At 47.6% G+C, this 23,327-nt stretch carries 14 protein-coding genes; 10 read left to right on the forward strand and 4 right to left on the reverse strand.

All coding sequences use genetic code 11. The features are described from left to right. Positions 1–24 precede the first annotated feature (24 nt). Positions 25–3,387 carry a hypothetical protein gene (locus ACN9MT_RS15700; RefSeq protein ID WP_426273691.1) on the forward strand — a complete coding sequence of 1,121 codons (3,363 nt, stop codon included), beginning with the start codon at positions 25–27 and terminating at the stop codon, positions 3,385–3,387. A gap of 122 nt (positions 3,388–3,509) precedes the next feature. Here ACN9MT_RS15700 and ACN9MT_RS15705 read toward each other — a convergent pair whose 3' ends face one another. Beyond that, positions 3,510–4,622 carry an HNH endonuclease gene (locus tag ACN9MT_RS15705; RefSeq protein WP_426273693.1) on the reverse strand — a complete coding sequence of 371 codons (1,113 nt, stop codon included), beginning with the start codon at positions 4,620–4,622 and terminating at the stop codon, positions 3,510–3,512. Then, a complete protein-coding gene (locus ACN9MT_RS15710) occupies positions 4,619–5,392 on the reverse strand; it encodes a hypothetical protein (protein WP_426273695.1) in 774 nt (257 codons plus the stop codon). The genes ACN9MT_RS15705 and ACN9MT_RS15710 overlap by 4 nt, the downstream gene beginning before the upstream one ends. A 190-nt stretch (positions 5,393–5,582) precedes the next feature. On the opposite strand from ACN9MT_RS15710, the gene dcm reads away from it, so the two are divergent. The 3 genes from dcm to ACN9MT_RS15725 all read left to right on the forward strand — a co-directional run bounded on the left by dcm (position 5,583) and on the right by ACN9MT_RS15725 (position 9,995). Then, positions 5,583–6,851, forward strand: coding sequence for a DNA (cytosine-5-)-methyltransferase (gene dcm, locus ACN9MT_RS15715; RefSeq protein WP_426273697.1), 1,269 nt, complete (start codon positions 5,583–5,585; stop codon positions 6,849–6,851). A 129-nt stretch (positions 6,852–6,980) separates the two neighbouring features. Further along, a complete protein-coding gene (locus ACN9MT_RS15720; RefSeq protein ID WP_426273699.1) occupies positions 6,981–7,454 on the forward strand; it encodes a very short patch repair endonuclease in 474 nt (157 codons plus the stop codon). Positions 7,455–7,505: 51 nt separating this feature from the next. After that, positions 7,506–9,995 carry a sigma factor-like helix-turn-helix DNA-binding protein gene (locus tag ACN9MT_RS15725; protein WP_426273701.1) on the forward strand — a complete coding sequence of 830 codons (2,490 nt, stop codon included), beginning with the start codon at positions 7,506–7,508 and terminating at the stop codon, positions 9,993–9,995. A gap of 66 nt (positions 9,996–10,061) precedes the next feature. On the opposite strand, the gene ACN9MT_RS15730 is transcribed toward ACN9MT_RS15725, so the two are convergent. After that, a complete protein-coding gene (locus ACN9MT_RS15730) occupies positions 10,062–10,682 on the reverse strand; it encodes a hypothetical protein (protein ID WP_426273703.1) in 621 nt (206 codons plus the stop codon). A gap of 272 nt (positions 10,683–10,954) precedes the next feature. Between ACN9MT_RS15730 and ACN9MT_RS15735 the strand changes: the two genes are divergently transcribed. The 6 genes from ACN9MT_RS15735 to ACN9MT_RS15760 all read left to right on the forward strand — a co-directional run bounded on the left by ACN9MT_RS15735 (position 10,955) and on the right by ACN9MT_RS15760 (position 18,987). After that, positions 10,955–11,605, forward strand: coding sequence for a hypothetical protein (locus tag ACN9MT_RS15735; RefSeq protein WP_426273705.1), 651 nt, complete (start codon positions 10,955–10,957; stop codon positions 11,603–11,605). A gap of 62 nt (positions 11,606–11,667) precedes the next feature. Further along, the gene (locus ACN9MT_RS15740; protein ID WP_426273707.1) at positions 11,668–12,021 is read left to right on the forward strand and encodes a hypothetical protein; all 354 of its coding nucleotides are present in this window, start codon (positions 11,668–11,670) and stop codon (positions 12,019–12,021) included. Positions 12,022–12,075: 54 nt separating this feature from the next. Next, positions 12,076–12,594, forward strand: coding sequence for a DUF6998 domain-containing protein (locus ACN9MT_RS15745; protein ID WP_426273709.1), 519 nt, complete (start codon positions 12,076–12,078; stop codon positions 12,592–12,594). Between the two features lie 573 nt (positions 12,595–13,167). Beyond that, a complete protein-coding gene (locus ACN9MT_RS15750; protein WP_426273710.1) occupies positions 13,168–15,984 on the forward strand; it encodes a UvrD-helicase domain-containing protein in 2,817 nt (938 codons plus the stop codon). 121 nt (positions 15,985–16,105) lie between these two features. Further along, entirely contained in the window at positions 16,106–18,604 is a 2,499-nt protein-coding gene (locus tag ACN9MT_RS15755; protein WP_426273712.1) for a hypothetical protein, read from the forward strand. 59 nt (positions 18,605–18,663) lie between these two features. Beyond that, on the forward strand, positions 18,664–18,987 hold the full coding sequence (locus ACN9MT_RS15760; RefSeq protein ID WP_426273714.1) for a hypothetical protein: 324 nt from the start codon (positions 18,664–18,666) through the stop codon (positions 18,985–18,987). 509 nt (positions 18,988–19,496) lie between these two features. Here ACN9MT_RS15760 and ACN9MT_RS15765 read toward each other — a convergent pair. After that, positions 19,497–22,901, reverse strand: a complete 3,405-nt coding sequence (locus ACN9MT_RS15765) for an Ig-like domain-containing protein (protein ID WP_426273716.1) — start codon at positions 22,899–22,901, stop codon at positions 19,497–19,499. Positions 22,902–23,327 lie beyond the last annotated feature (426 nt).

Here is a 23,327-nt window from a genome sequence, read left to right on the forward strand (position 1 = left end):
GTGCCCAATCAAACCAAAGAGGTGATGATTCAAGTGAGCTTGAAAAGGGTGAAAGACCTTTTACGATTCAATGCATTCATGTTCGTGCTTCCTCTGATGTTCCTCATTCTCCAAAACCCGGTCCATGCGGAAGTGGGGCTGACGCCATTCACTTCTATCGATTCGGACATCGAAGGGACTGCGGAGGCGAACACCGAAGTGATGATTCTGTTCGCCAACAAGTGGTATGCGACGGAGTCGGATGCCGACGGGAAGTTCAAGATGAAATTCGACCAGAAAATCGGTCGAGAGACCATCGGGATACGTGAAAAACAGATGGACGGCACCTATGGAAGAATCGCCCGCTACTCCGCAGAACAAATGACGGAATCAATCCAACCTCCCAAGTATTTAGGGAAGAACAAGAGCGGCGAATCCCTCTTCTATAGTCCGCAAGGCTTCGAGGTCGTAGTGCTCGTCGGCGATGTTGTTTACAGTGACGGCTCACTGCTCAGGATAAAAAATCTGGACAGCAGTAGTGTAAGAGCCTATGTACGTAACGCCGAACGGAAAAGCGAAGTGGTCAACCTTGACATAGCGAATCCAGAGAAAATTCCGTTCACGATTTCGAGTAAGGTGGAAGATGATCAGGTCATCATGACGGGTAAGACGTTACCCTCGATGCAGTTTTTCGTAGGTAACCAGATGGAGGATGGTGTTTGGGATGATGGTACATGGTTCCGTAGCGACGAAGAGGGTTATTTCTCTAAAGCATTAAGCCGCTGGACGTACTTCGATAATGGCGTGGCTACTTATTGGATAAAAATGGATGGCGTCGGTGAAGATGTGATGCCCGAAATATTCAAGAGCACCCAGACGGTCACCGGACCGATAATCCGTTCCGATAATCCGCTCATCATCAACAGCGAAATCATCCGGGAGGGTGAATATATCAATGGGAGCGGGACGCCGGGACATACCATATACGTTAAGAACAAAGGGAGCTTGCAAAGATTAGGTGAAGTCGACAATCGAGGTAGATTTTCAATCTCCATCCCCCGGAACATGAACGAGCCAAGTATAACGTTCGTGGTGCAAAAAAAGGATGAGACATACTTCGGTGAAGAAACACATCGATTATACGAAAAGAACTTTGATAGTCATGATTTATTCCTGGATAAGGTGACCTCAGATTCCACGAGAGTGACGGGCACTGCTCCGAGGTTCATGGACATCCGAATCGACTTCACTGGAGCGATGGGAAGTTATCAGATGAACACCACCTCCGACGAGAACGGTCACTATTCTGTCTTGATGCCGAACGAGTTCGACGGTACGGTCACCGTGACGGCTCGTTATGATGGAGGAGTTAGTAGGAGCAGGAAGACGGAGGTCATCGATCTACGCCCGAACGAAAAGCCATCATACTACTTCGAAAACGGTACGATGAAAATCTCGGTCCGTAACGACAAGTTAATCGACAAATGGGTAGAGATATCAAAGGTCCATGCCGACGGAACCTTCGATGTCAGTAAGTCACTGCTTCGCGATCGTAATCAATCCGGCGAGTATGTGATTGGAGTCGGAGATTGGTTGGACGGGGACCGTTTCACTCTACGAGTAGTGGATGATAATGACGTGAAATCCGATGCCGTGTCCGGAGAATATGTGGAGCTTAATGCTCCGCGAATCGATGATTTGGACGATGATAGCAATAGCATCGTTGGACGAACGGCTCCGAACCTCAAGGTCTCTGCCATATATTACGATGGACACGTCGAGACCGCTTATAGTGACGCGATAGGTAACTTCACCGTGAAGCTTCCGGACGTCAGTCCAGCGCATCGTCCATATAAGCTAGTGATTGATGATGAGAAGAATAAAGTGCGTCGGACCGTGGAACTGACCTATCGGGATACGACACCTCCAGCAATCAACGTGGAGCCAATCCAGGATCGAGATGACCAAATCAGAGCAAGTCTCATGCCGGGTGATACGATGAGAATCACGATCGTCTACGACGACGGCGGGACCGAGACGGTCGATGCCATGAGACGATATTGGGATAACGTGGTATACAGTCACCATTCCAGTTTCGGTAGGGTAGCATATTTCGAGTTCGTCAGCACGGACCCGAACGGGAACGAGAGTCGTAAGAAAATCATTCCCATCGATACCGTAAGACCTAGTCTCGATATGTTAGTCACACCTTACGCAGGAGAAGATTCGATCGAAGGGAAGACCGAACCGCATGCGAATGTGACGGTGAGCATCTCAGGTCGGGAATACACGGCGAAGGCTGACGGAACAGGACGGTTCTCCATCAAGACTCATGTCTTGAAGGCATCCGAAAAGGTTGATATGGAGATACTCGACAAGGGCGATAACCTGGTCACGCTAAAGGATGCATCTTCCGTATTAGGAATCAACTCGGTGGAGTTGATGAAGGATAGGAGGTCGGTCGTCCTAAAAACGAACATCAAAGGTTCGAGGGTTGATCCATATCTCACACTCGAATACGAAGGTAAAAAAATCTCCCAAGGATTCGCCGAGAAGGTCGTGTTCAATCTCGACAAGCCTCTCAAGAATCATTCGGAGCTCAAGATACACCTCTCACGTAGGAATGCTCTCTCAAAAGTGGTGTACCAGGCGAAGCAATCGGACACCATCGCACCGAGCACGAACGTCGGAATCGATTGGCGAGATGACTGGAACGTCGGTACGAGACTCTACGGTACGAGCGAACCTGGTGCGACCGTCGAAATCTATCAGAAGTCGAAGCGAATCTTCTATGTGAGGACGGCATCAGACGGTAAGTTCGAGTACGTCGTGAACAGAGCGTTCGGTACACGAGAGCAACTGCTCCTACGCGTGACGGATATAGTAGGGAACCGTTCAGAGAAGAAAGTGGTCTTGAAACACGTACCGAGAAAGCCGATCGTGAATCCGGTCTTCGATAACTCGAAGACGATCACCGGGAAAACGGAGCCCGGGCTCACCGTGGAAATCAAAATCAATACCACGAAGTATCTCGTGAAAGCGGATAGTCGCGGTAACTACCGCCTAAGTGGCAAGGGCTGGCCGGTAGGCTCTCGGATAGTCGTCAAGGCGAAGGGGAAGGATGGCATCGATTCTCCCTATGAACGGCGTACCGTGAAAGGCACGATAAAGTATCTAGAGGTCAAGAACGTGACATCTTCCTCACGCTTCGTCGAGGGGAAGACGGAACGGGATTCCTACGTGCAAGTCTTCAAGAATGGCAAGAGCATCTCGAAGAAGGTCCTAGTAGCGAAGGATGGGAAGTTCAAGCTATCCATCCCGAGACAGACGGCGAAGACGAAACTCGTCGTGAAGGTCGAACGCAACAACTTCAAGTCGCTCGAGAAGACGTTGATCGTAGGTAAATGAGCAAGAGAAGGACATCGCCACCGTTATGGGGCAGTGTCCTTCTCTTGTTTTTTCGTATTGATGTCGAAGATGATGGCATGTCGCTCAGCATCCGTTCATGGTGGCGGGATGATCGTCATACATCACCCGAGTGGGTCCTCGAAGCGTGCGCGATGATGTCGCATGTAGACCTCGCGTCCAGGCCACATCCGGATGGTCATGTCCTCCCGGATGCCGACGAGGCGGAGACTGTTCGCGTCGAGCCGTGAGGTCAAGAGGATTCTCCCCTCCTCATCGAACGAGATGAACCCCTTATCGAACAGGCCGTCATGCATGTCACAGAGGATGAGTCCGTTGTCGGGATCATCCTTCTGTCGGTCATCCGAATGCGCCCAGGGAAGGATGTGGCTCGCGACGAGGAGCTCTCGTACCGCGAGTCCGCATAGCTCACAACGAGGGCTGCGTCTGAGGAGCGACTCCCGGAAACGCGACTGGGAGAGGCGATACATCGTCATCCTCGCACCTTCATGGAGACGAGGCGGTCGAGAGAAATCTTCACCTGCCGGGTCGTCCATGGCCTCATCGTCCGACGATATGAGGGAACGATCGTCGCGGAACGCGCGCCAGGATTCAGGCTCGTTCGGACCGTCGATGATTCCCGTCTTCAAGTCGACGATCCACTCGCCCGAGACGACGAGCGGGAGGACAGTGAAACGTGCGACGAGGTTCTCATATGACGCACCTGCACCCTGATGATGGAATTGCTGACGACGGAGCGCCTCGTCACGCGTCATTCCCTCCACATAAGGCAGGGCGATCCCGACATAGCGTACATCGTTGTTACCGACGCGCTCGAAGTAGAAGAACGGAGCATGATGGCTCTCCTCAACGGAATACGCACGGTCGAAATACTTCAGGAAGGTCTCGTTCCCACGTTGCTTCGTGTCACGGAAGTCCTTGCCAGGGGTCTGGTTATCGCCATAATAGACGAGGATGCCGCTGTTGGGATCGTATTCGTTCCTCCATTCGGATTGTTTACCGGTGTCGAGGATGACCGTGAACGCCTCTTCCCGTGGGGCGCCATCCCGTCCTTCGACCATCGAACGACGGATGCCCCCTTGGTTGCCGAGTCCGCGGAGTCCGTCCCCGAAACGGAACAGACGGCTCAAGGGCTCGTTCGCGAAGTGGGAGGATGAATCCGTTCCTGCCGGAAAGACCTTACCTGGTATGAGGTCCTGCGGGACGATACGATTCATCGACCGTCCCCTGAATCATCGGCGCGTCGTTCGCGGTCGCGCAGGACGGCAAGCTCGATGCGTTCGGCGATCGCGGCATCCTGTCGCTCCTTCTCGTTTTCGAGCAGCCGGACCTTCATCATCAGCTCGCGATTCTCCTCCTCCAGGCGTTCGGCGTTACGGGAACGGTCCTTGTAGTCGTCCGCGACGGCGGTCAGGCTATGGAGCTGATGCTGTAGTCGTTCCTTCTCCTCATCGCCGCGACGGAGCCGCTCCTCGAGCGAGAAGAGTTCCTTACGCAACGCCTTCACCGTGTCGGCATGCTCCTTCTCGAGACGTGCGAGGGCATCCTCCGCCTTCTTCCGTCCCGCCTCCGCCTCTTGTGCGGAAGCGACGAGTTCCCGTTCCCGTTCAGCGAGCCGTTCGCCGGCGAGACGTCCCTCCTCCTCGATTCGAGCTCGTTCCTTGATTACCTCGTCCTCGAGCCGGGAGATGGTCTCCTCGTGCCGTGTCTTGACGCCCGCGAGATCCATCGCCTGACGCTTCAGTCGTAGGGAGCGTTCCTCGAACAGGTTGCCGATTTGGCGTAGCAACAGGGAGAGCTGTTCGTCCTCCTCCGTCAGCAAGGGATCGTGCGAGCGGTTCTCGCTCAACGTGACGAACTCCTCGAACAGTTGGTTCGTCGTCACCTGACGCTCCCGGACCAGCTCGCCGATCCGACGCGTCACCTCCTCCGACAGGCGGAAGGATTTGTTCTTCATCTCGTTCGTATCATTGTTCTGCGGTTCCATGGACATCTCTCCGTATGTATAGATATTTTTGACGCTCATGCCTAGATTATAGCATGCTGCCAAGCGACTGCCGAGCCGGGAGGGAGGCAGCGGGGACGAAGTTGGCATCGAGGAAATTTCGATCTGTTCAAACCTAAAGATATCTGATATAATTGAGAAACTGAAACAGAGCGAAAGGATGTTCGTATTTATGGAAACAAGAAAAAGGCTCAACACAATCGAGCTATTCGCAGGGGTCGGCGGCTTCCGCGTCGGGCTCGAGAAGGCGAACGAGGACCTCTTCAAGGTCGTATGGGGGAACCAGTGGGAGCCCTCACGCAAGGCGCAGGATGCCTTCGAGTGCTATGCGTCGAACTTCGATGAAGGGATTCACTCCAACGAGGACATCACGACCGTGACGGACGAGGCGTTCCGTAACTTGGACGCACAGATTGTGGTCGGTGGGTTCCCGTGTCAGGACTACTCGGTCGCACGCAGCCTGTCGGGCGAGAAGGGGATACAAGGCAAGAAGGGGGTCCTCTTCTGGGAAATCAAGCGCATCATCGAGGCGACGGCCCCACGCTATGTCCTTCTCGAGAACGTCGATCGTCTTCTGAAGTCACCGGCGAAGCAACGTGGTCGTGACTTCGCGGTCATGCTGGCGACGTTCCGTGACCTCGGATATAAGGTCGAATGGCGTGTCCTCAACGCCGCGGAATATGGAATGGCGCAACGTCGTAGACGCGTGTTCATCTTCGCGACGCGTGACGACTCTGGGTTCTCCAAGGAACTCGAGTCCTATACGGCGGACGACATCCTGTTCGAGAAGGGCTTCTTCGCACCGGTCTTCCCGGTCAAGCCGGAGGTCATCAAGAACCGCCGACTCGAAGGGATGCTCCCGGACGACATCGTCGAGATCTCCGATACGTTCTCTGCGAACTTCCACAACTCGGGCTACATGCATGATGGTCGCTTCCACTCCATCCATACGGAGCCGGTCTTCGAGAAGCCGACCCCTCTGCGGGACATCCTGCAGCCGGAGGAGACGGTGCCTGAGAAGTTCTATCTCAAGGACTCCGCGATCGAGAAGTTCAACTTCTTGCGTGGCGCGAAGAAAATCGAGCGGACGTCGGCGGACGGCCACAAGTACATCTACGCCGAGGGTGGCATGTCGGAGATCGATGATCTCGACAAGCCGGGTCGTACGATGCTGACGAGCGAGGGGACGACGAACCGTAGCTCGCACGTGGTCGAGGTCGATGGCCGCCGGCGATTCCTGACACCGCTCGAGTGCGAGCGCCTGAACGGATTCCCGGACAACTGGACGAGCACGATGAGTGACCGGATGCGCTATTTCTGCATGGGGAACGCATTGGTCGTCGGCCTCATCGAACGGATGGGTCGGCGCATCGAGCAGATCGAGGACCGACACCCGGTACCGGTGCCTGCGCAGGAATCCTTCTACATCAATAACAACTAAAGCGCCGTGCGTGACCCGGACGGACATACCGAGGCATCTCCATACGCTATGGAGGTGCCTTTTTGGGTTTCCGGAGGACCCCAGAACGGGAAAAGCGGAGTATGAGGATGACTAGAGGAGGCAAAAATGATGGCAACCAAGAACAAGAACCTCAGCAAGGTCAAGGGGACGGACACGAAGATGGAGGTCAAGGTGCGGCACGCACTATGGCATCGTGGTCTCAGATACCGTAAGAACTATCGACGACTGCTCGGAACGCCAGACATCGCCTTCCCGGCACAGCGTCTCGTCGTGTTCCTGGATTCGTGCTTCTGGCACGGCTGTCCGGCACATTATAAGGAGCCGAAGAGCAACGTCGAGTTCTGGCGCAACAAGATCAAGCGGAATCGAGAGCGGGACAAGGAGCAGACGGAGCACTATCTCTGTCAAGGATGGACCGTACTGCGTTACTGGGAACATGAGGTGAACGACGATTTCGACCGGGTGATCGACGAAATCGATAAGACGTATCATGCACTCCTCGGTTCGGGGGCGGGTGTTCAGGAGGCAAGACTCGAGACGTACCTCGAAGAAGAAGTGGACGTGGAAGACCCGTGCGATTGACGATTGGTATATAATGGAGGAACAAAGACAACGGAAGGGGAGCTTTGAGAGATGTCACACGAAGAAGATGGAAGGGATGTCGACATGCGTATGCTGGGCCTGTTGGACCTCGCGGATGAGAAAGGGTTCAAGTTGAGCCTACAATCGATGGTGAAGGTAATGGATGAAGGATATACGATTGAGGACTTCTTGGCAGGTGACGAGGAACAGTTGAGTACAGTGCGTGCTAATACGAGAAGTTCTATCCTCAAACTGCTAGACAGTATAGTTTCGGACGATATCGATAGGTTGAAAGAACTGAAGTCCCTTTATCGACTCGCTTTGACTGACGGTGGAATCAGTGAAAAAACCGTAAAGAATCTCTTGCGTCCAACGGGATTGAGCTACGAGCAGTTGGAAGAAATCGACTATGAAACATTCAAACGATTGACGGGTGGAGGCGAACGCCACTCAACGTTCGCGAAACTGACCCGGTCTTTCCAAACAGATTATGGTGCATGGAAGGTGACGAGTTCCAAGAAAGCAACTCGTCCGCATAAAATCGGTTCGCGCCAGCTCAAACAAATCGAGGAAAACCTGACGATTCTCTATGACGAGATGGCAGACTACTCCACCCTTCATGGATGGGCGGCGAGTGCCGGTATTGAAGAGGATGAGACAAGGGCGGGGCTTGAAGGCCTCATACGGAAAGGATTGCTTGAGTTAGAGGATGAGCGTGTCGTAAAGCGGACGAGAAACCTTCGGGACGCGCTGGAAGCGGTCTCTGAAGTACATAGGACGATCCTCGGGCAGAGATTGAGCGGGATGACATTACAGGAAGTCGGGCGGACGCACGGCATAACGCGAGAAAGGGTGCGCCAAATCGTGCAGAAGGCGCTCACGGGCATACCACTCACTCACGTCATAGAAGCAAGGAGGGTGAGATACCTCTACGAGAACTACGACCTGGATGCCGAGTTTTTCGAGAGCGTATTACTCGAATCGCGCCAGATATTCCATTACTTATTTGAAAAGCGTGAAAAGGGTACAGTTGAAAAAAGACTAGTTTACCCTCTGCTTCGTCTGGATGAACGAAAACGGATGCTTTTGAGAGAAGGGCTATATGAGAATCTTGAAGGGCAGGCGGCACCGCTGACGAAGTCAGGACTAGTAGAGAAATACTATGCTCTCGAGGGGCGTGAAATGGAACACGTATCGATTCATCATCGCCGGTATCTCTCGTTCATCGAGGAAATATTACGAGATAGAGAAGGAGACTTAGAAGCATTCCGTATATCCGAACGTGCTTTCGAAGGTCTCTCTGACAGAATCGAAGGATGTATTCAGTCCGCTGGACACCATGTTCGGTATCTCGACATCAAGCCCATTCTAGAGGAAAGGGAAGCCATCGAGACGTTCTTTGTCCTTGATCCGGGCATCTACAATGCTCGTCTCGTCTATGATGCTCATTCTGACTATTTCCGAATGCTGGACATCAGAACTTATCATGAACTACATAACATCTTGAAGGACAACCTTAAGATTGAAACGATTCAGATGCGTCGGATGCCAGAGTTCAGCGTGATGGTCACGGATAAGTTGGAATGGCTGATAAGCCTCATCGACGAGATGGGTCCCATACCGCTCGAGACGTTCCTGCTGCGTGTTGAAGAAGTTTATGGACTGTCAATCTCTTCTACGAGAAGCCTGATACAGATGGAGCTGTCAGACTACATCACCGCAAAGAATGAGCTAGCCAATGATATACCTGAGTTATCCGAGATGGAGGAGGAATTCATCCGTTCGGTGCTCGTTCGGGACGTTTACACTGCCCAGGAGCTGATTGAGAGGTATGCGATAAAAATTACGGATTTCCAACATCGTTATCTGAATAAGCGAAATCTCTCCTTAGTGGGATATGACTTGAGACGAGGATTCGTCCTAAGGAAGGGGATTGATAGTGGTGAGGGTTATTTCCGACGATTGTTGCTATCCGAAGATTATTTCCGATGGGATCGTTCTCCATTACAGAACACCCCGTCCTTCTGGAAGACGCTCCTTGACCTCCAAGAAAGCCTTGATTTGTTCCGGATTGAGGAGGATGTCTACATGAACATCTCTGTTTTAGAGCGAGCTGGTATTGCGAAGGAGATGGTTGCAGAATTCCGTGAGGAGGTCGGCAACCATTTCTCTGACGGACGGTACTATACGATGAAAAACATACATGAGGAAATCGAGCACCCCATTCTTGATTTAGGGTTCGAGGATGTGTTCTATGAGCGGATTTGTCGAAGTGATGTCAAGGCTCGCTTCATCCCAACCCCTTCCGGAGATGTGCTCTATCAGGCTGACGAAAGACGGAATCAGGCAAATTTCATCGGTCATTCGGTCACGGACGGCATTCATATCGATGAACTCTTGGCATCCATCGAACAGGAACATGGAATCCGATTCGAGAAATGGAGGGTCATCGAGAAGATGAACTCCTTAGGCATGTATTATATGCACGAAATGGAACGTATCTACCTCGACAAGAGAAGCTTCCTAGATAGTATTTATTGAGAAGGGAAAGGAGTGGACGAATATGTCCACTCCTTTTCTGCTTTGGTCACGTGTACTCATGGTCCGTTATTCCTGTTCTTCGATACCGTTAGCTGTTCGCAAAGCGGAAGGCCATGAGCCGAATCGCTTCGTCAATGCGAGAAGCCGCGGTGCGCCATTCTCAATCGCCCAGCGGTCGTATTCGACGGAGTTCAGCGCACCTTCGCGCGCAGAGAGGGCAGTCCTCAAGAAATCAAGGCATTCGTCATCCGTGAAACGGCTATGTGGGGTCAGGCCATGGTGCCTCAAGGCTTCCGCCCAACTGCCATGCTTGTTCACGATGGTCGATCGGCTCGGCATCTCGGGATGTTCCTTACGTATCCGGTTATAGTCGGAAGTCGAGAGATACTTCCCATGGAGATGACGGCAGATGGTGAGACTCTCCTGTATCGTCCATTTCTCCCTCGGCATCCGAAGATGATTGAGGCGCCATATGGCATGTGAATCAAGCTCATCGAGAGAGATGATTCCTGCATGGGCAAGGAGTTGCGTCCACGAACCGAAGACGTCGATGACATCCTTAAGTGGCGGATATGAATCGCGACGAGCCAACTTGTCATACATCGCGGCGTTGATGGTCCTTTTCCTATCCTGTTGAAGGTGAAGGACCAGCTCGATGAGTTCCTTTTGTGAATATTTGACTTCCATTTGAATCGACTCCTCCGTGACGGATGATACGCCACGTTATGATGTATATGAAGTAGGGCCGGACGATTAATCCGGTCCCTTTCTGATGATCTACCTCAATACTATAAATCATTCAGGACCCGAACTGTCGAAAAATTGGAAATTGAGCCTTCCTGGAACCCTAAAACCCTAATTAAAACCTTAGGGTTTTAGGGTATTGCAATTTCGTTTTCGTTCCGGTATATTAGGTTCATGAAGTGGGAATCAGATCTGGAGGAAAAGGAGTGGTATCGATGAGACAAGTGTTTCAGCTGAAAGATAAGCCGCATGGATTTGATCGAGGTAAGCAATTCCTCGACGAAGGATTCGTTTGTATCGGATGGCCGGGAATCGGGAATCTCGAGAATGCTGACAAGAAGGACATACGACGAGAACTCGAACGGGAATACCGGTACGAAGGACAGAGACTCGGGGCCTATACGGGGGTGGTCAACATGTTCGTCAACGTCGTAGAGCCGGGCGACATCATCCTCGTCCCGGATGGCTCCATCGTTCATGTCGGGATCGCCGGACCTTATCAGTATCTTGAAGAGTATGACGACCAGAAGATTGGGATGTGTCACCGTCGTCCCGTCGAATGGAAAGCGACGGTCGCGAAGGCTAGCATGCAGCAGAAAATCGTAGACTTCGTCAAGAATCGTGGAACGATGACGAAGTTCTCCGGCACGTTGGAGGATACAGGGCTACTGGAGTTGGTCGAGGAGGAGGGGAACAACCCTTTCACCGTCATCGAGGGAAGCATCGAGACTTACAAGTCCAAAGGGCTGTTCGACGAGGATGTAGTAAGTGCGGCGAAAAACGTTCTGATCGAAGCGTTGAATTCCGATGACCTCGATTTACGCATGAAGGCCGCGGTCGAGGTGCTGCGGCTCTCGAAGGACTGAATGAAGCAATCGGTGACAAGACTCGACACGACACTAATGAATTAGGAAGCGGAGGAGCGAACATGCTGAAGACAATCGATGGAGAATTGATAACGCACGTGGCCTACGAAACAAAGTTCAAGAAGCGGATGGAGAGCATCGACCAGAAGGATTATCAAATCATCATCGAAGAATTGAACCGTGTCATCGACCGTGGTGACGTCCACACCTCGAGTTGGATTCCGGGTAGCGATTGGAGAGGGACATTGTATGAACCAATCTGGATCGCCTGCCGCAAGAACAACGTTGAGGCTGCGAAGTTTTACGGGCAGATACTATATAAGGTCATGATGGACCGTCCAGAGGAATGGTACTTCGGGAAATATCCACATGCTAGAGGAAAGACCTACTTCAAGATGGAGCATGGAATGGGTTGACGTTATCGAGCATATAGATGAGGTAGGTATTCGAAATGGAAAGGACGGGACTTCATGGAGGACATGATTGATTGTCTGAAAAGGATGGAAGATGGCGATTTAGTGAGATTGTACGGTGCATGGTATGAAGAGATGAAGACGAGGGGAATCGTCCGCACGCGGAACATCGTCGGTGAGGTCGGAGAATATTATGCAGTAGAGACGTATCGTGACAATTCTTCGTTCCCGGACCTCGAAATCTCTCGCATCAGCATGAAGCACTTCGATGCGACGAGCCAGGATGGTCGGAGATATAGCGTGAAGACGGTCACGAGTACGTCGACCGGTGTGTTCTATGGACTCAATGCACCTGGGGAGGAGAAGGAGGAGGAACAGCTCTTCGACCATTTGATACTCGTGAGGCTGAACAAGGATTATACGTTGGCCGGAGTATACGAAATGGATTGGAGCACCTTCCTGGAGCTGAAGAGTTGGCACTCCCGGATGGGGGCTTGGAAGATGTCTGTCAACAAGAACGTCTTATCTCGATGTGTCAGAGTTGATAATTTGGTAGGTCATCACGGAGTGAACTAAAAGAATGAAGCGCATGATTGATATTTGAGGAGCGGCTCCGTCTGTGACAGAGTCGCCTTTTCGTCTCTTTAGGAATGAATGGATAAGACATACTGACGGAACGATAAGTAGTCCGTATGGACATCCATCCACACCATTCATTTCATTCCATGAAATTCAAATTAGAATCGTTTTATTGAAAATAATAGGATAAAATTGTATTTAGAGATGAAGTCGATTCAATTCATTTAGAAGGCAGTCTCGGTGAACGTCCTCGAGTGAAACGAAGATTGGACGATGATGTTTGCATTAGCGGTCACAACTACTTTAATAGGAGGTATCGATATGATTGATATGAAAGAAGTGCTGGATGTAATCGGTAGCTCTGATAATGTTTACTACGCATTAAGAAGTTCCTACGAAAAACCCTCTCATTCCTATAGATTACGACGGACTGTCAATCGTGGAGCACCGCTCTACACGAGTGAGTTATATCTCATGATTCTTAAAGAGAAAAGAATCCCGTCTGCTGAGGAGTTTAGTGAAGACTTCGTCACATCCTTTTTTCCTAGAGGAGACAGGGATTCTGCGAAGATGCAAGCGAAATACGCCTACAAGGCATTGTTGACGGACATCCATTTCTATTTTCAACTTTTAGAGTCAAAGTTGTTCGATAAGGTGGAGATGAGCTTTTCGCACGACATCTTTGCGAAGAGTGACGTGCTCGTAGTGAAGAATGGCGTCCCGATAGGTCTCCAACTGTTCTCTGGAGACGAAGCTTATGTGAAGACGAAGTCGATATCGCTCGAACGCATCAAGCATCGACTATCCTATCGACTCTACGCCATGCCGTTAAAGTTACGTGAAAATCATCTTGATGCTTCTGATAATCCGATGTCCCTATATGAAAAGGAAGACGTGCAGGAGGTTTTAGGCCTGTTCAGTCGAGAGGTGGACATCGTTGAAGAAAAGTTGAAGCCAGAGTCGGACGTTGATCGTTTCGTCATGCTTCCGAGAAGACAAGAGGCCATTACGGCCATAGAAGAGGCAGGCAAGCCAAGAAAGGTTCTCGCGTCACATTCCGTGATCTTCGGTGGGAAGATGGATTCCGCTGAGTTCGAGTCGCTTCGGAGAGATGGTGTCGAGGTTCATCATATACCAGTCGATGTACCAGGAATCACCCCCTTTCGTGTTATAGATGGAGATGCCCTAAGTCTACGTGGGAAGGAAGAGTACCTGAAGAGGCATGGTCATCTGTCGAGTCGATTCAACTACAACCAATATGTCGTAGAACATGCAGATCCTGAACAACATATCGCGATCAACGCCAGTGCGGGAAGTGGTAAGACGACGACACTCATCGCACGCATCATGTACCTTCTCGACATGGGATTGGTGGACGGGCTCGATCAGATTGCTATGATTACATTCACGAACGAGGCGGCCAATAACATGGAAGAGTCTCTCGCGAAACGACTCATCCAAAGATTCAAATTGACGGGTGATCCAATATACATGAAGCACATCAATGACCTACGACGGATGGATATATTGACCATCCCCTCATTCGGAAAGAGCATTCTGACTCGATTCGGCCAGTACCTTGGTTTTGGATCGGGCTTTCGCGTCTCCAAGATGACGATGGAGCGACGACGAATGATTGAACGGATGTTCGAGGAAGTTCTTCACGAAAAAGCGGTGGAAAATCCGTTCGATGGAATGTGGTATTTCGAGGCTCGGGAATTCTTGGAGAGCGTGTGGGACAAGTTCGAACAAAAGGGTGTCATCTCTGATGATCTCTCCAAAATGAAGATGTGCGAATCGGAATCCGATTTCACGAAATCGGTTATCGAAATACTGAAGAAGTCAGACGAAGAACTATTTCGTTTTAAAATCGAGAATGACACGATCGGGATTTCGGACCTTACCAGATTCATGAAGTTAATCCGAGAGAACGGCGCGCCTATCGAAGAACTATCAGATAGGTATCGCTATCTGTTCGTCGATGAGTTCCAGGACACGGACATCTCGCAAATTCAGTCCATCGTAAGCATCATCGCAGCAACGAATATCCGACTTATAGCAGTAGGTGACGTGAAGCAAGGGATTTATCGTTTCAGGGGAGCAGATTCATCTGCATTCAATGTGTTAGATAAAATGATGAACCATCATGGGCTTGATCAGCCCGTCACTTATCGGCTCGATGAGAACTTCAGATCGAGCGAGCGACTCGTAGTACGAATGGAAGACCATTTCTCGGCCTGGAGGAGAAGTCCTTTGAAACTACTCCCTGAAGGAGAGGGTCGCATGATTTCGAGAAAGAAGACCGACCAATCAGGAGAATGCCTGTTCCTTAAGAACGACCAAATCGACATGGATGAGATCAAGATGAGATTAGATGAGGTCAGCCGAGGAGACGAGAGCAAGGGGAATAAAGTACTGGCGATACTCGTAAGGAGGAATGGAGAAGCCAAAAAAATCGGAGATATGATTAGAGGAGACGGACGTATCAAAAACTTTGAAGTGCGAATGAACGGGACTCTGTTCGAATCCGCTGCCGCCCGTGACCTACTGATCCTTATCAATTCATGGGTGTACCCAGAGCGGCGAGATGCCCTTCATGCTCTGTCGGAGACGGCATATGCGAAAACTGACAATTCTCATCCCCAGATGTTCGAGCTCGTCAACGAGAAGCGTTTGTCCGCGACCAACACGAGCCTTTCCTTACATGAGTCATGGAGAGAGTCACGAGAACGATTGAAGTTCAGCCCACTGCTCCCTGTCATCGATTCGTTCATCGAGAAGTCGAACTATAAAGCACATCTTCGAGAGAAAGAGGTATCAGAAGTAGACATCACTCAATATGAACTGAACCTCCATAAAATCATGATGTCCATCCACGAGACGTTCGCTGACGAACCGATTGATATCTTGACTCTACATGAATGGTTGGAGATGCAAGTCGCGACGAACAGGGAGGCAGACGAGGCAGAGTTGGATGATGCCAGTTTTGATGGCAACCCTGTACGCGTCCTTACCGTACACAGGGCGAAAGGGCTCCAATTCGATACCGTCTTGATTCCTTATACGACCAACGCGATTGTAAGGAGAGGTGATGGGGATGTGAATGATACGATCGTACATGTATCATCCACTGGAAAAATCGAGTTTGCATGGAGACGGGTGAAGCATGTAAAGAACAAGAAGGTCATCGATTTTAAGACATCGCAGTACGAAAGTTTGAGAACAGGCGAGAATGAGGAACAACTCCGTGAAGAGACAAGACTTCTTTACGTCGCAATGACGAGAGCGGAAGAACGACTGTTCATTTATGAAATGGATGATAAAAGACAAACGGGCAACGAACCGAACACATGGAAAGATTTATTGAAGATGGCAAGGAGGTCATGACATGCCTTATAAGATAATCACCTATGAGACGACGGAACAATTGATGCATCCGGATTCGACGTTTACTCCATATCGGGATGCCATCCACATCACGGCTACGAATTCCTTGAAGCAAGGCATCATGAACAACAACGATGACTTTTGTAACTGGATAGGGAGAGAGGTCTATTCTTTCTCAGAGTTATCGCAGGTGATAGGAAATGGTTGGTTCTCTGCATCTACAGAGCTTCTTCAATACACAACACTCTCGGAAGTGCTCCGTCAGTATTCGGATAGTCAGAAAGTGAAGCATCATGCGATTCATGGAGCCATCGATAAGAATCAGGAGACCGTGCTATCGACGATGCGTTTCCTACGCGAGAGCGGAATCACTTCGGAAAATTTGAACGAACTCATGGGAGGGACGGACGAGGAGGTTACGTTATACCATGCCATCCGTGGGATGGAACGGATGAAGATGTTCAAAGAATTTGATGATTGGTATCTCGCTTTCTCCGAACGAGCAATCGATGTGTTTGAGAAAGCGTTAGTAAAGCTCATCCATAAGCAGAAAAAGGAAGAGATTGCTCAATGGTCAGAATCAGATGAGAAAGAATCCGAGGACTTCGTCGAACGTTTCTTTAGAAGAAAAGGTATGCTCGTACTTCATGGATTCTATTTCTTGATGCCGATACAGAAAATGATATTCGATCGGTTGAGTAAGGATATCGAGGTCGTACATGTCGTGAATCATGCAGAAGGATATGCTCGCGGGTTCGAGCCCGTCGAGAAGTTCTTAGACATGGAGAACGTGACATGTATAAAGGCGCTGCACCACAGCTATCCAATAAATGTCCACGCGAAGAGGTTTTTGGATGTATTGAACGGTACGTTCGGAGAAGAGATAGAAGGGTCCATTCATCGATATACCAACCTCTATCAGTTCCGAAAACAAGCTATTAAGGAAGATCACGTGCTGGTATCACCAAGAGCAGGAAAATTGAAAGGGTATATGGAAGATCCGGACAATCCACAGGATTTGCAGCTGTCCCAGTATCCGTTTGGTCGTTTTCTTCTCGATGTCCACCGTCTTAACGTCGGGAGATACGATGTCGTCGAAGGGAGGTACAGAAATGATGATGCGATGACCACAGATCTTCTGCAAAGAATCTTTAATTCCGGCTTCCTCATGGTGAAGGGTGAGTCCACCAACAGATACATGAAGAGCCTCAAAATGCTGTCGCCAGTGTTAGAGGAGAAAAAAACTTTCGAAGGATGGTTTGAGGCGCTTCAACAAATCAAAGAATTAAGGGTTTCTTTGAAAAGAGAATTCAGCAAATCGGAATTCAATAAAGATTCATACAAGGGGAGTAACCTGACTGACCACCTGATGTACAATAACCCATTTGAGGTCGTGGGGCACCTTTCCGTACAGGATGAGGAGATCGATGGCATCATCGAAGGGATGAAGGCTATAAAGACCTTGTACCAAAAGCTATTCAAAGAGGAGAAGGTGGACATTAAATCATATGTCAAAATACTCGATGAGCATGTCCAATCCGAGGTCTTACCACACATCAAGAAGGAGGCGGACAAGCAAATCGTCGAGTCCGTCCGTGAGGCCTTGAGCGACCTTGAGGATAGTCCCTTGGAGATTGTTCAACGAGAAGATTTAATCAGGGGATTGAACTTTTTCCTCGGGGGGAGTTCACATGAGGATGAATATGCTGCAGAGATGCGCGATGGACATAGGACCTCCGGAAGCCCTCTCGTCAGTCCGATGTTAAATAGCGACGGTTTGCAGTTCGACATGAATCGAAACATTCATTTTTGTCTGATGGATCAGAAGTCGTTTCCATATGTACAATCACTCAATCTGTGGCCGTTGAAGAAGGTGAGCACCGACAAGCTGTTTGATGAAAATGTCAACCTCCGACAGTTGAAGATGAAGAAAGACCTGGAGTTTGAGATTGCTTGTTATCTCTTCTACATTCTGATGTGTCAAGCAGTACACATCAAGTTCTCCTTCGTACAAGAATTAGAACAGGAGCAAGGATTGTCGCCTTCATACTATCTGGAATTGATGGGACTTAAAGTAAGCCGACCTCCGGAACACGAGGAAAAAGAGAATGACTCTCGAGACCAGAGAGATGAGTATATAGACAAAGAACTCGAATATCCTGAACGTATCTATCACTACTTGCAACGTGATACTGCTTTGATATGCAAGAAACGGGCACTCTACAGCTTCTTTTTAAACGACAGACCGATCTTCGAGTCGAAGTTCCACGGTAGCTTCACTTTCGAGAACCTTCTACATCACGATATCGCGGGTAAATCAAAAGCGAGGGATGGACGATTTAATTTGATATCGAAAGCCTTTCCTCATTTGACGATAGTCGAGAAAAACATGCTCAGACTTCATCATGATGCACATTGGGGAGACAATAAATACCAACCAGCCTATCTATATCTGGAAGGAATCGAGTATACGGACGCTCTACAAGGACTGGCTATATTCGGGAAAAGAAATGGAAATGCAGAAAATTTCGAAAACATGAACATCGAATCGAGTCCAGGAAATCACTGTAAATATTGTCCCTATCAAACGATTTGTCGAGATTCTGCACTTTCTAGATAAATAGTTGAATGATTCTACAATTATTTTTTATCTAACTTGACTATGAAGGAGATCTGAAAATGGAACGTTCATCATTTTTTACAGCTAGTGAATTAAACTTAAAAAAAGAGGTAGGAGTAGTGGAGGAAACTCTGGCTACATCTCATTTATTAGAAGAAATCGAAAGTATTCATGGGAAAATAAACGTGATTCATCTTTTTTTAGGAGGACAAGCGCTTATTTTAAAACTAGATGAATATTTACAAAAGTTTAGCGAGGAGGATTTAAATAAGATTTTCAATTATTTTGCTATAAAAGGATATTCAATTGTAGTTGATGAAATAGAACCTAACAACTTGAACATTTCATGGCGAATGCCAAGTTACAAAATTAATGGAAAGTGAAAATTTAAGCGTTAAAAGTACTATTTTGAGGTAAGAAAATCAATCTATATGAACACTGAAGTGGCTTTATTTTTAGTACACATCAGCGTCGTTGATCATCAAATTGAAATATCTGTGTAATGTAGAATAGGTCCAGAATAGCGCTCAAATACGTTTTCTGAGAGGCACCGTACTTCAATTTCGTGATATCCGTCACCCGTTTTTGATTCGGTCCTGCCGCGTTGAAATCACGGTTCAGAATGGTCTCTGCGGTCTGTTGAGGAAGATTACGAATATACAAAGGACGTTTCCGGCGTATGACACAGTAAATTCCGGCGATCTGCATCAGGCGACGGTCCATCAGTACGTTGATTCCGTCTTCACACATCTTAATAATCCGTAGTTTTTCATCTGGCGAAAACTTAGATTTAGACGTAGAAAAAGCTCCCTTCAAAAAATAGATAGTTTTTGTTATTTCAACTATCTACTTTTTGGGAGCATATCAATACCGAACTACTCGCTTCTTAACTTTATTTCCTTATGGTTACTTTTATGACTTTCTCCACATATCCATTTTTCTTGGAACCTATTGATAATGTGATTCCTTTTTTTTGTTTAGCAATTTTCACAGAGTAGTTCCCTTTTTTATCAACGGTACTTCTTCCTATTATGACATTCCCTTTTTTTATCGTTATAGCTGCTCCGATCGTTCCTGTTCCTCTGATTAAATTCGATTGGCTAGTCACAGTCATAGAGGTCAGCTTTTGTATTCCCAATACTTTGAATAGCACAGGTTTAGATTTGTTTCCAGACTTGTCGACAGCATAGACTGAAATCGATGCTCCTTTTTGCAGAGGTGCGATAGGTAGGTGGAACGTAATATTAGGATTCGTTAACTTTTTATACGTCTTCCCTTTGACAGAAACATATATCGTCGCAGCTTCATTAGTCAATCCTGTAACTTCTTTCGATAAAGTACTGAATTCTTTCAAAATCTTTAGGCTTGGGGGTTGAACATCTTTCGGTACGATGGATGTCTCAAAGGAATTGCCGACCAAGTCTGATATCGTCAATCGCCATTTTGAGTCTTCTACGACATCACTAGGAAGCTGCATCTTGAATGAGGATGAACTATTCAGCTTTTGTGACATTATCTTCTTGTTTCCATTGGACAATGTGATTGTCGCATAAGGCTCAGACACGCCCTCGAGTACATATAATCCACTTTTGTTAGTGAAATTCAGTTTTCTCGGCGTTGATGGAGCGGTCGTATCCGAAAAGGTCTTCATGAATTCGCCCTGTGATTTTTCATCTTTCACTAAGGATAGCCTTATGATTCCATGATTTTCGAGTTGTTGATTGAGCGCTAGGATATAGTTTTTATCCGTAAGGGTCAATCGCTTTGAAATGTTTCCTTGATGATATTGAATTATGAAGCTTCTATCTGTGCTGGCATTGCTAATGATTTTAATACTTCTTCTATCTTGCGAGAGACTGAAATCAATGATACCGCTCACGACTCGGGTTACTGATGAAGGATTTTTCACCCCAGTTTCGATGTTAACCACATTGATTTCGGCTCTTTCATTAGCTTGTAGCACATGACAGGGAATGTTAAACTCGCCCTTGTCATTAGAAGTCCCTTCATAGTGAGAGCTACCGATATCAATCGATACTTTCATATGTGGAAGTGCAGTACCAGTAATCTGTGTATCTCCTGCCAGGATAGGATTTACCCAAGCGGAAGAAGGTAGTCTATCATCTATCGGGATTATATTTATCGTTTCTGATAGATTGCCGGTTTGATCTGTCGCCGAAGCCTCGATTAGAGCAACCTTCGAAAAGTCGACATTCAGTTGATTAGATCCATAATATGGATGAGGATAATAGTATGGATTTATTTTAATACCGAATTCTTGTTTTTCGATTCTGCCATCAAGATAATGGATTGTATAGAGTATTTTGTTGATATCAAATTTACTAAGAACATGTGGATATGCATAATAGCTTATATTTTTAGAGCTGAAAGCTACTGAAAATATTTTTAACTTTGGAGGAGTTCTGTCCTCGTATTTTATTGCTTTTTCTACGGTACCTCCATTCACATATACTTTCAATAAATCAGGATAACTAAACCCCTCAATTAAAAGTTGTGAAAAATCTAGTGAGAAAGTGCCATCTTCCTCCATGTCAGCCTCAACAAATTTCCGGTTCGAGTCATCAGTTGTATGAACCACTCTCATTTCGATACGATCAGCATCCTGTGCACTTCCGTCGATTCTAGTGACGTCGTCACGCAATTCATCAAGTTTGATTGACGGGATTATGGTTTTAATCATTTCGGAAGAAGAACCAGCGTCGCCGATTACCCTTATAGAAAGTCGGTCACCTGCGTTGATTACGTCGTTTAGTTCATACGAATAGTCATCATACTCATGGAGCATCTTCTCATAGTAATCAAAGGTACCGTTCTCATGGGTGACTGTAACTTGTGCTTGGAGTTGAGAATCCTTGACACGTTCATATCTGAGGAAGAATCTTGAAGGCTTCTCCTCAGAGAATACGAAGCTTGGTCTTGGAAGCTTCCGTTCATCCTTTAGTTTGAGTACGCCATAAGACATATAGACATCGTTTCCGTCTTTTGCTGCGGCTTCAACAGAAATCGAACCATTCGCCTTGCGAGAGAAGGGGATTTTAAAATGACCGTCCTCGTCAGAATCTGTCATCATGGTGAAAATCCCATCCTTGTTGGAGTAAGTGATGCGTAATTTCGCGAATCGTACGACGATTCGACCTTCTATCCAGTCAGAATTACTTGTCAACGGAGTCCAGTCGATTGCAGGAGCTAAGTAGTCCTCTTCTCTCTGATGGACCTTGAAATCCGTGCCGTGAATCACCTTACCACCGAGACTTATTTGTAAATTTCCTTGTTTGCCCGAATCGATTCCTTCACATGAGAAAAGACCGTTTTCGGAATTCGCCTTACATGTTCTCGTCTTTCCATCCCATTGAATTTTGATGTCTGCGTTATTGAATGTTCGTCCTTCGATACGCGTCCCTTCAACGATGAATTGATTGGATAGATAAACTGGATGTGATTCAGTGATTGAAGGCAATGCGAAATCGTACGTCTTAAGTAGGGAGTTCGGAAGTTTACGGCGTGTGTTGAGGAGCGGCAAGGAAAATTTGATCTTAGAAGTGCCACCTCGCGAATAAAAAGGATAGTCGGATTGTACATCGAAATGGCCAGCATAGTCCGAGACGATAGTCTGAACATGAGGAAGAGAGATTCCGTCAGAATACTGGATATCGACTCGAGTATGAGGCAGAGTACTACCAGTCAGACGATTTTCAGAAATCTTACTTTCCTCTATCTCGAACGTGACGGGAACATCTTGCATCGGATTGACATCAATGGTTTTGCTCCTGCTCCCATAATAATCAGAGTGCACGGTGATGATTGGCGTGGCAGAATCCACTTCGTATATAGGTATTTTCAACTCGTCGGTGGATGAATAATACTTACCATCGACTAGCGCCATGATTTTTGTTCCAGGAAGATTAGACGTGAAGACCCAGCTTGAATCAATTTCTCCGATGAACCGCGGACTTTCTTGAGCGATTCCTTGAGGAACGATAGCTTTACGCTGTCGATAAATACCATCTTCTTCTTCGTTCTCAAGAAATAACGCCTCGTCACCAGCTCTAGATGGTAAACGGAAGGTGAACGATCCGTCGTTCCTCGCTTGTGTCTTCAACCAAATCCCTTTATGAAGTAAGCTCAATTCTTGATTTTTCTCAGCGAAACCTGTGACTTCGATATCGTTCGATTTGAGTGATGAGACAGTCGTCTCAGCAGAAACGACCTCTGACCGAATCGAAATGATAAATAATAGAACTAATAGGATAAATGAAATGTCTCTCGTTTTTTTCAAAGAAATGATTCCTTTCCTGACGACTTTAATATGGTGAAAAATACTTGCTGATAACTTGAGAATCACGTTGCTACATAAATGCCATCAAGTTATACAGTAAAAATAATACAGCAAATGAAAAAACATTGGATATTTTTATGTTTAAATAGGTAAATTTATTAATAATGTCTTTTATTGATTATACATTCTCCATAAATGATGATTCGTCATGAGTCCGCAATTGTAAGAGTAAAATCTTACGTTTTTAGAAGAAGTTCTAAGTCATACTTCTAAAAATCTCAAAAGTTTTTTCGTATGTTCAACCAGATAGTAAAATTTATATCTAAGTAACTAGGTAATTTTTCTGAATGATTTAGGGTTCATAATCGTAGCCGAGAATACTCGATACCTAGAAAATGGACGACGTCATGAAATCATGTCGTCGTC

Source organism: Exiguobacterium sp. R-17 (genome assembly GCF_049913315.1).
GTDB lineage: Bacteria > Bacillota > Bacilli > Exiguobacteriales > Exiguobacteriaceae > Exiguobacterium_A.

Coding starts and splice junctions, on each gene's coding strand:
- ACN9MT_RS15700 (WP_426273691.1), top strand. CDS start 25: ATGATTCAAGTGAGCTTGAAAAGGGTGAAAGACCTTTTACGATTCAAT.
- ACN9MT_RS15705 (WP_426273693.1), bottom strand. CDS start 4,622: ATGAATCGTATCGTCCCGCAGGACCTCATACCAGGTAAGGTCTTTCCG.
- ACN9MT_RS15710 (WP_426273695.1), bottom strand. CDS start 5,392: ATGGAACCGCAGAACAATGATACGAACGAGATGAAGAACAAATCCTTC.
- dcm (WP_426273697.1), top strand. CDS start 5,583: ATGGAAACAAGAAAAAGGCTCAACACAATCGAGCTATTCGCAGGGGTC.
- ACN9MT_RS15720 (WP_426273699.1), top strand. CDS start 6,981: ATGGCAACCAAGAACAAGAACCTCAGCAAGGTCAAGGGGACGGACACG.
- ACN9MT_RS15725 (WP_426273701.1), top strand. CDS start 7,506: ATGTCACACGAAGAAGATGGAAGGGATGTCGACATGCGTATGCTGGGC.
- ACN9MT_RS15730 (WP_426273703.1), bottom strand. CDS start 10,682: ATGGAAGTCAAATATTCACAAAAGGAACTCATCGAGCTGGTCCTTCAC.
- ACN9MT_RS15735 (WP_426273705.1), top strand. CDS start 10,955: ATGAGACAAGTGTTTCAGCTGAAAGATAAGCCGCATGGATTTGATCGA.
- ACN9MT_RS15740 (WP_426273707.1), top strand. CDS start 11,668: ATGCTGAAGACAATCGATGGAGAATTGATAACGCACGTGGCCTACGAA.
- ACN9MT_RS15745 (WP_426273709.1), top strand. CDS start 12,076: ATGGAGGACATGATTGATTGTCTGAAAAGGATGGAAGATGGCGATTTA.
- ACN9MT_RS15750 (WP_426273710.1), top strand. CDS start 13,168: ATGCAAGCGAAATACGCCTACAAGGCATTGTTGACGGACATCCATTTC.
- ACN9MT_RS15755 (WP_426273712.1), top strand. CDS start 16,106: ATGAACAACAACGATGACTTTTGTAACTGGATAGGGAGAGAGGTCTAT.
- ACN9MT_RS15760 (WP_426273714.1), top strand. CDS start 18,664: ATGGAACGTTCATCATTTTTTACAGCTAGTGAATTAAACTTAAAAAAA.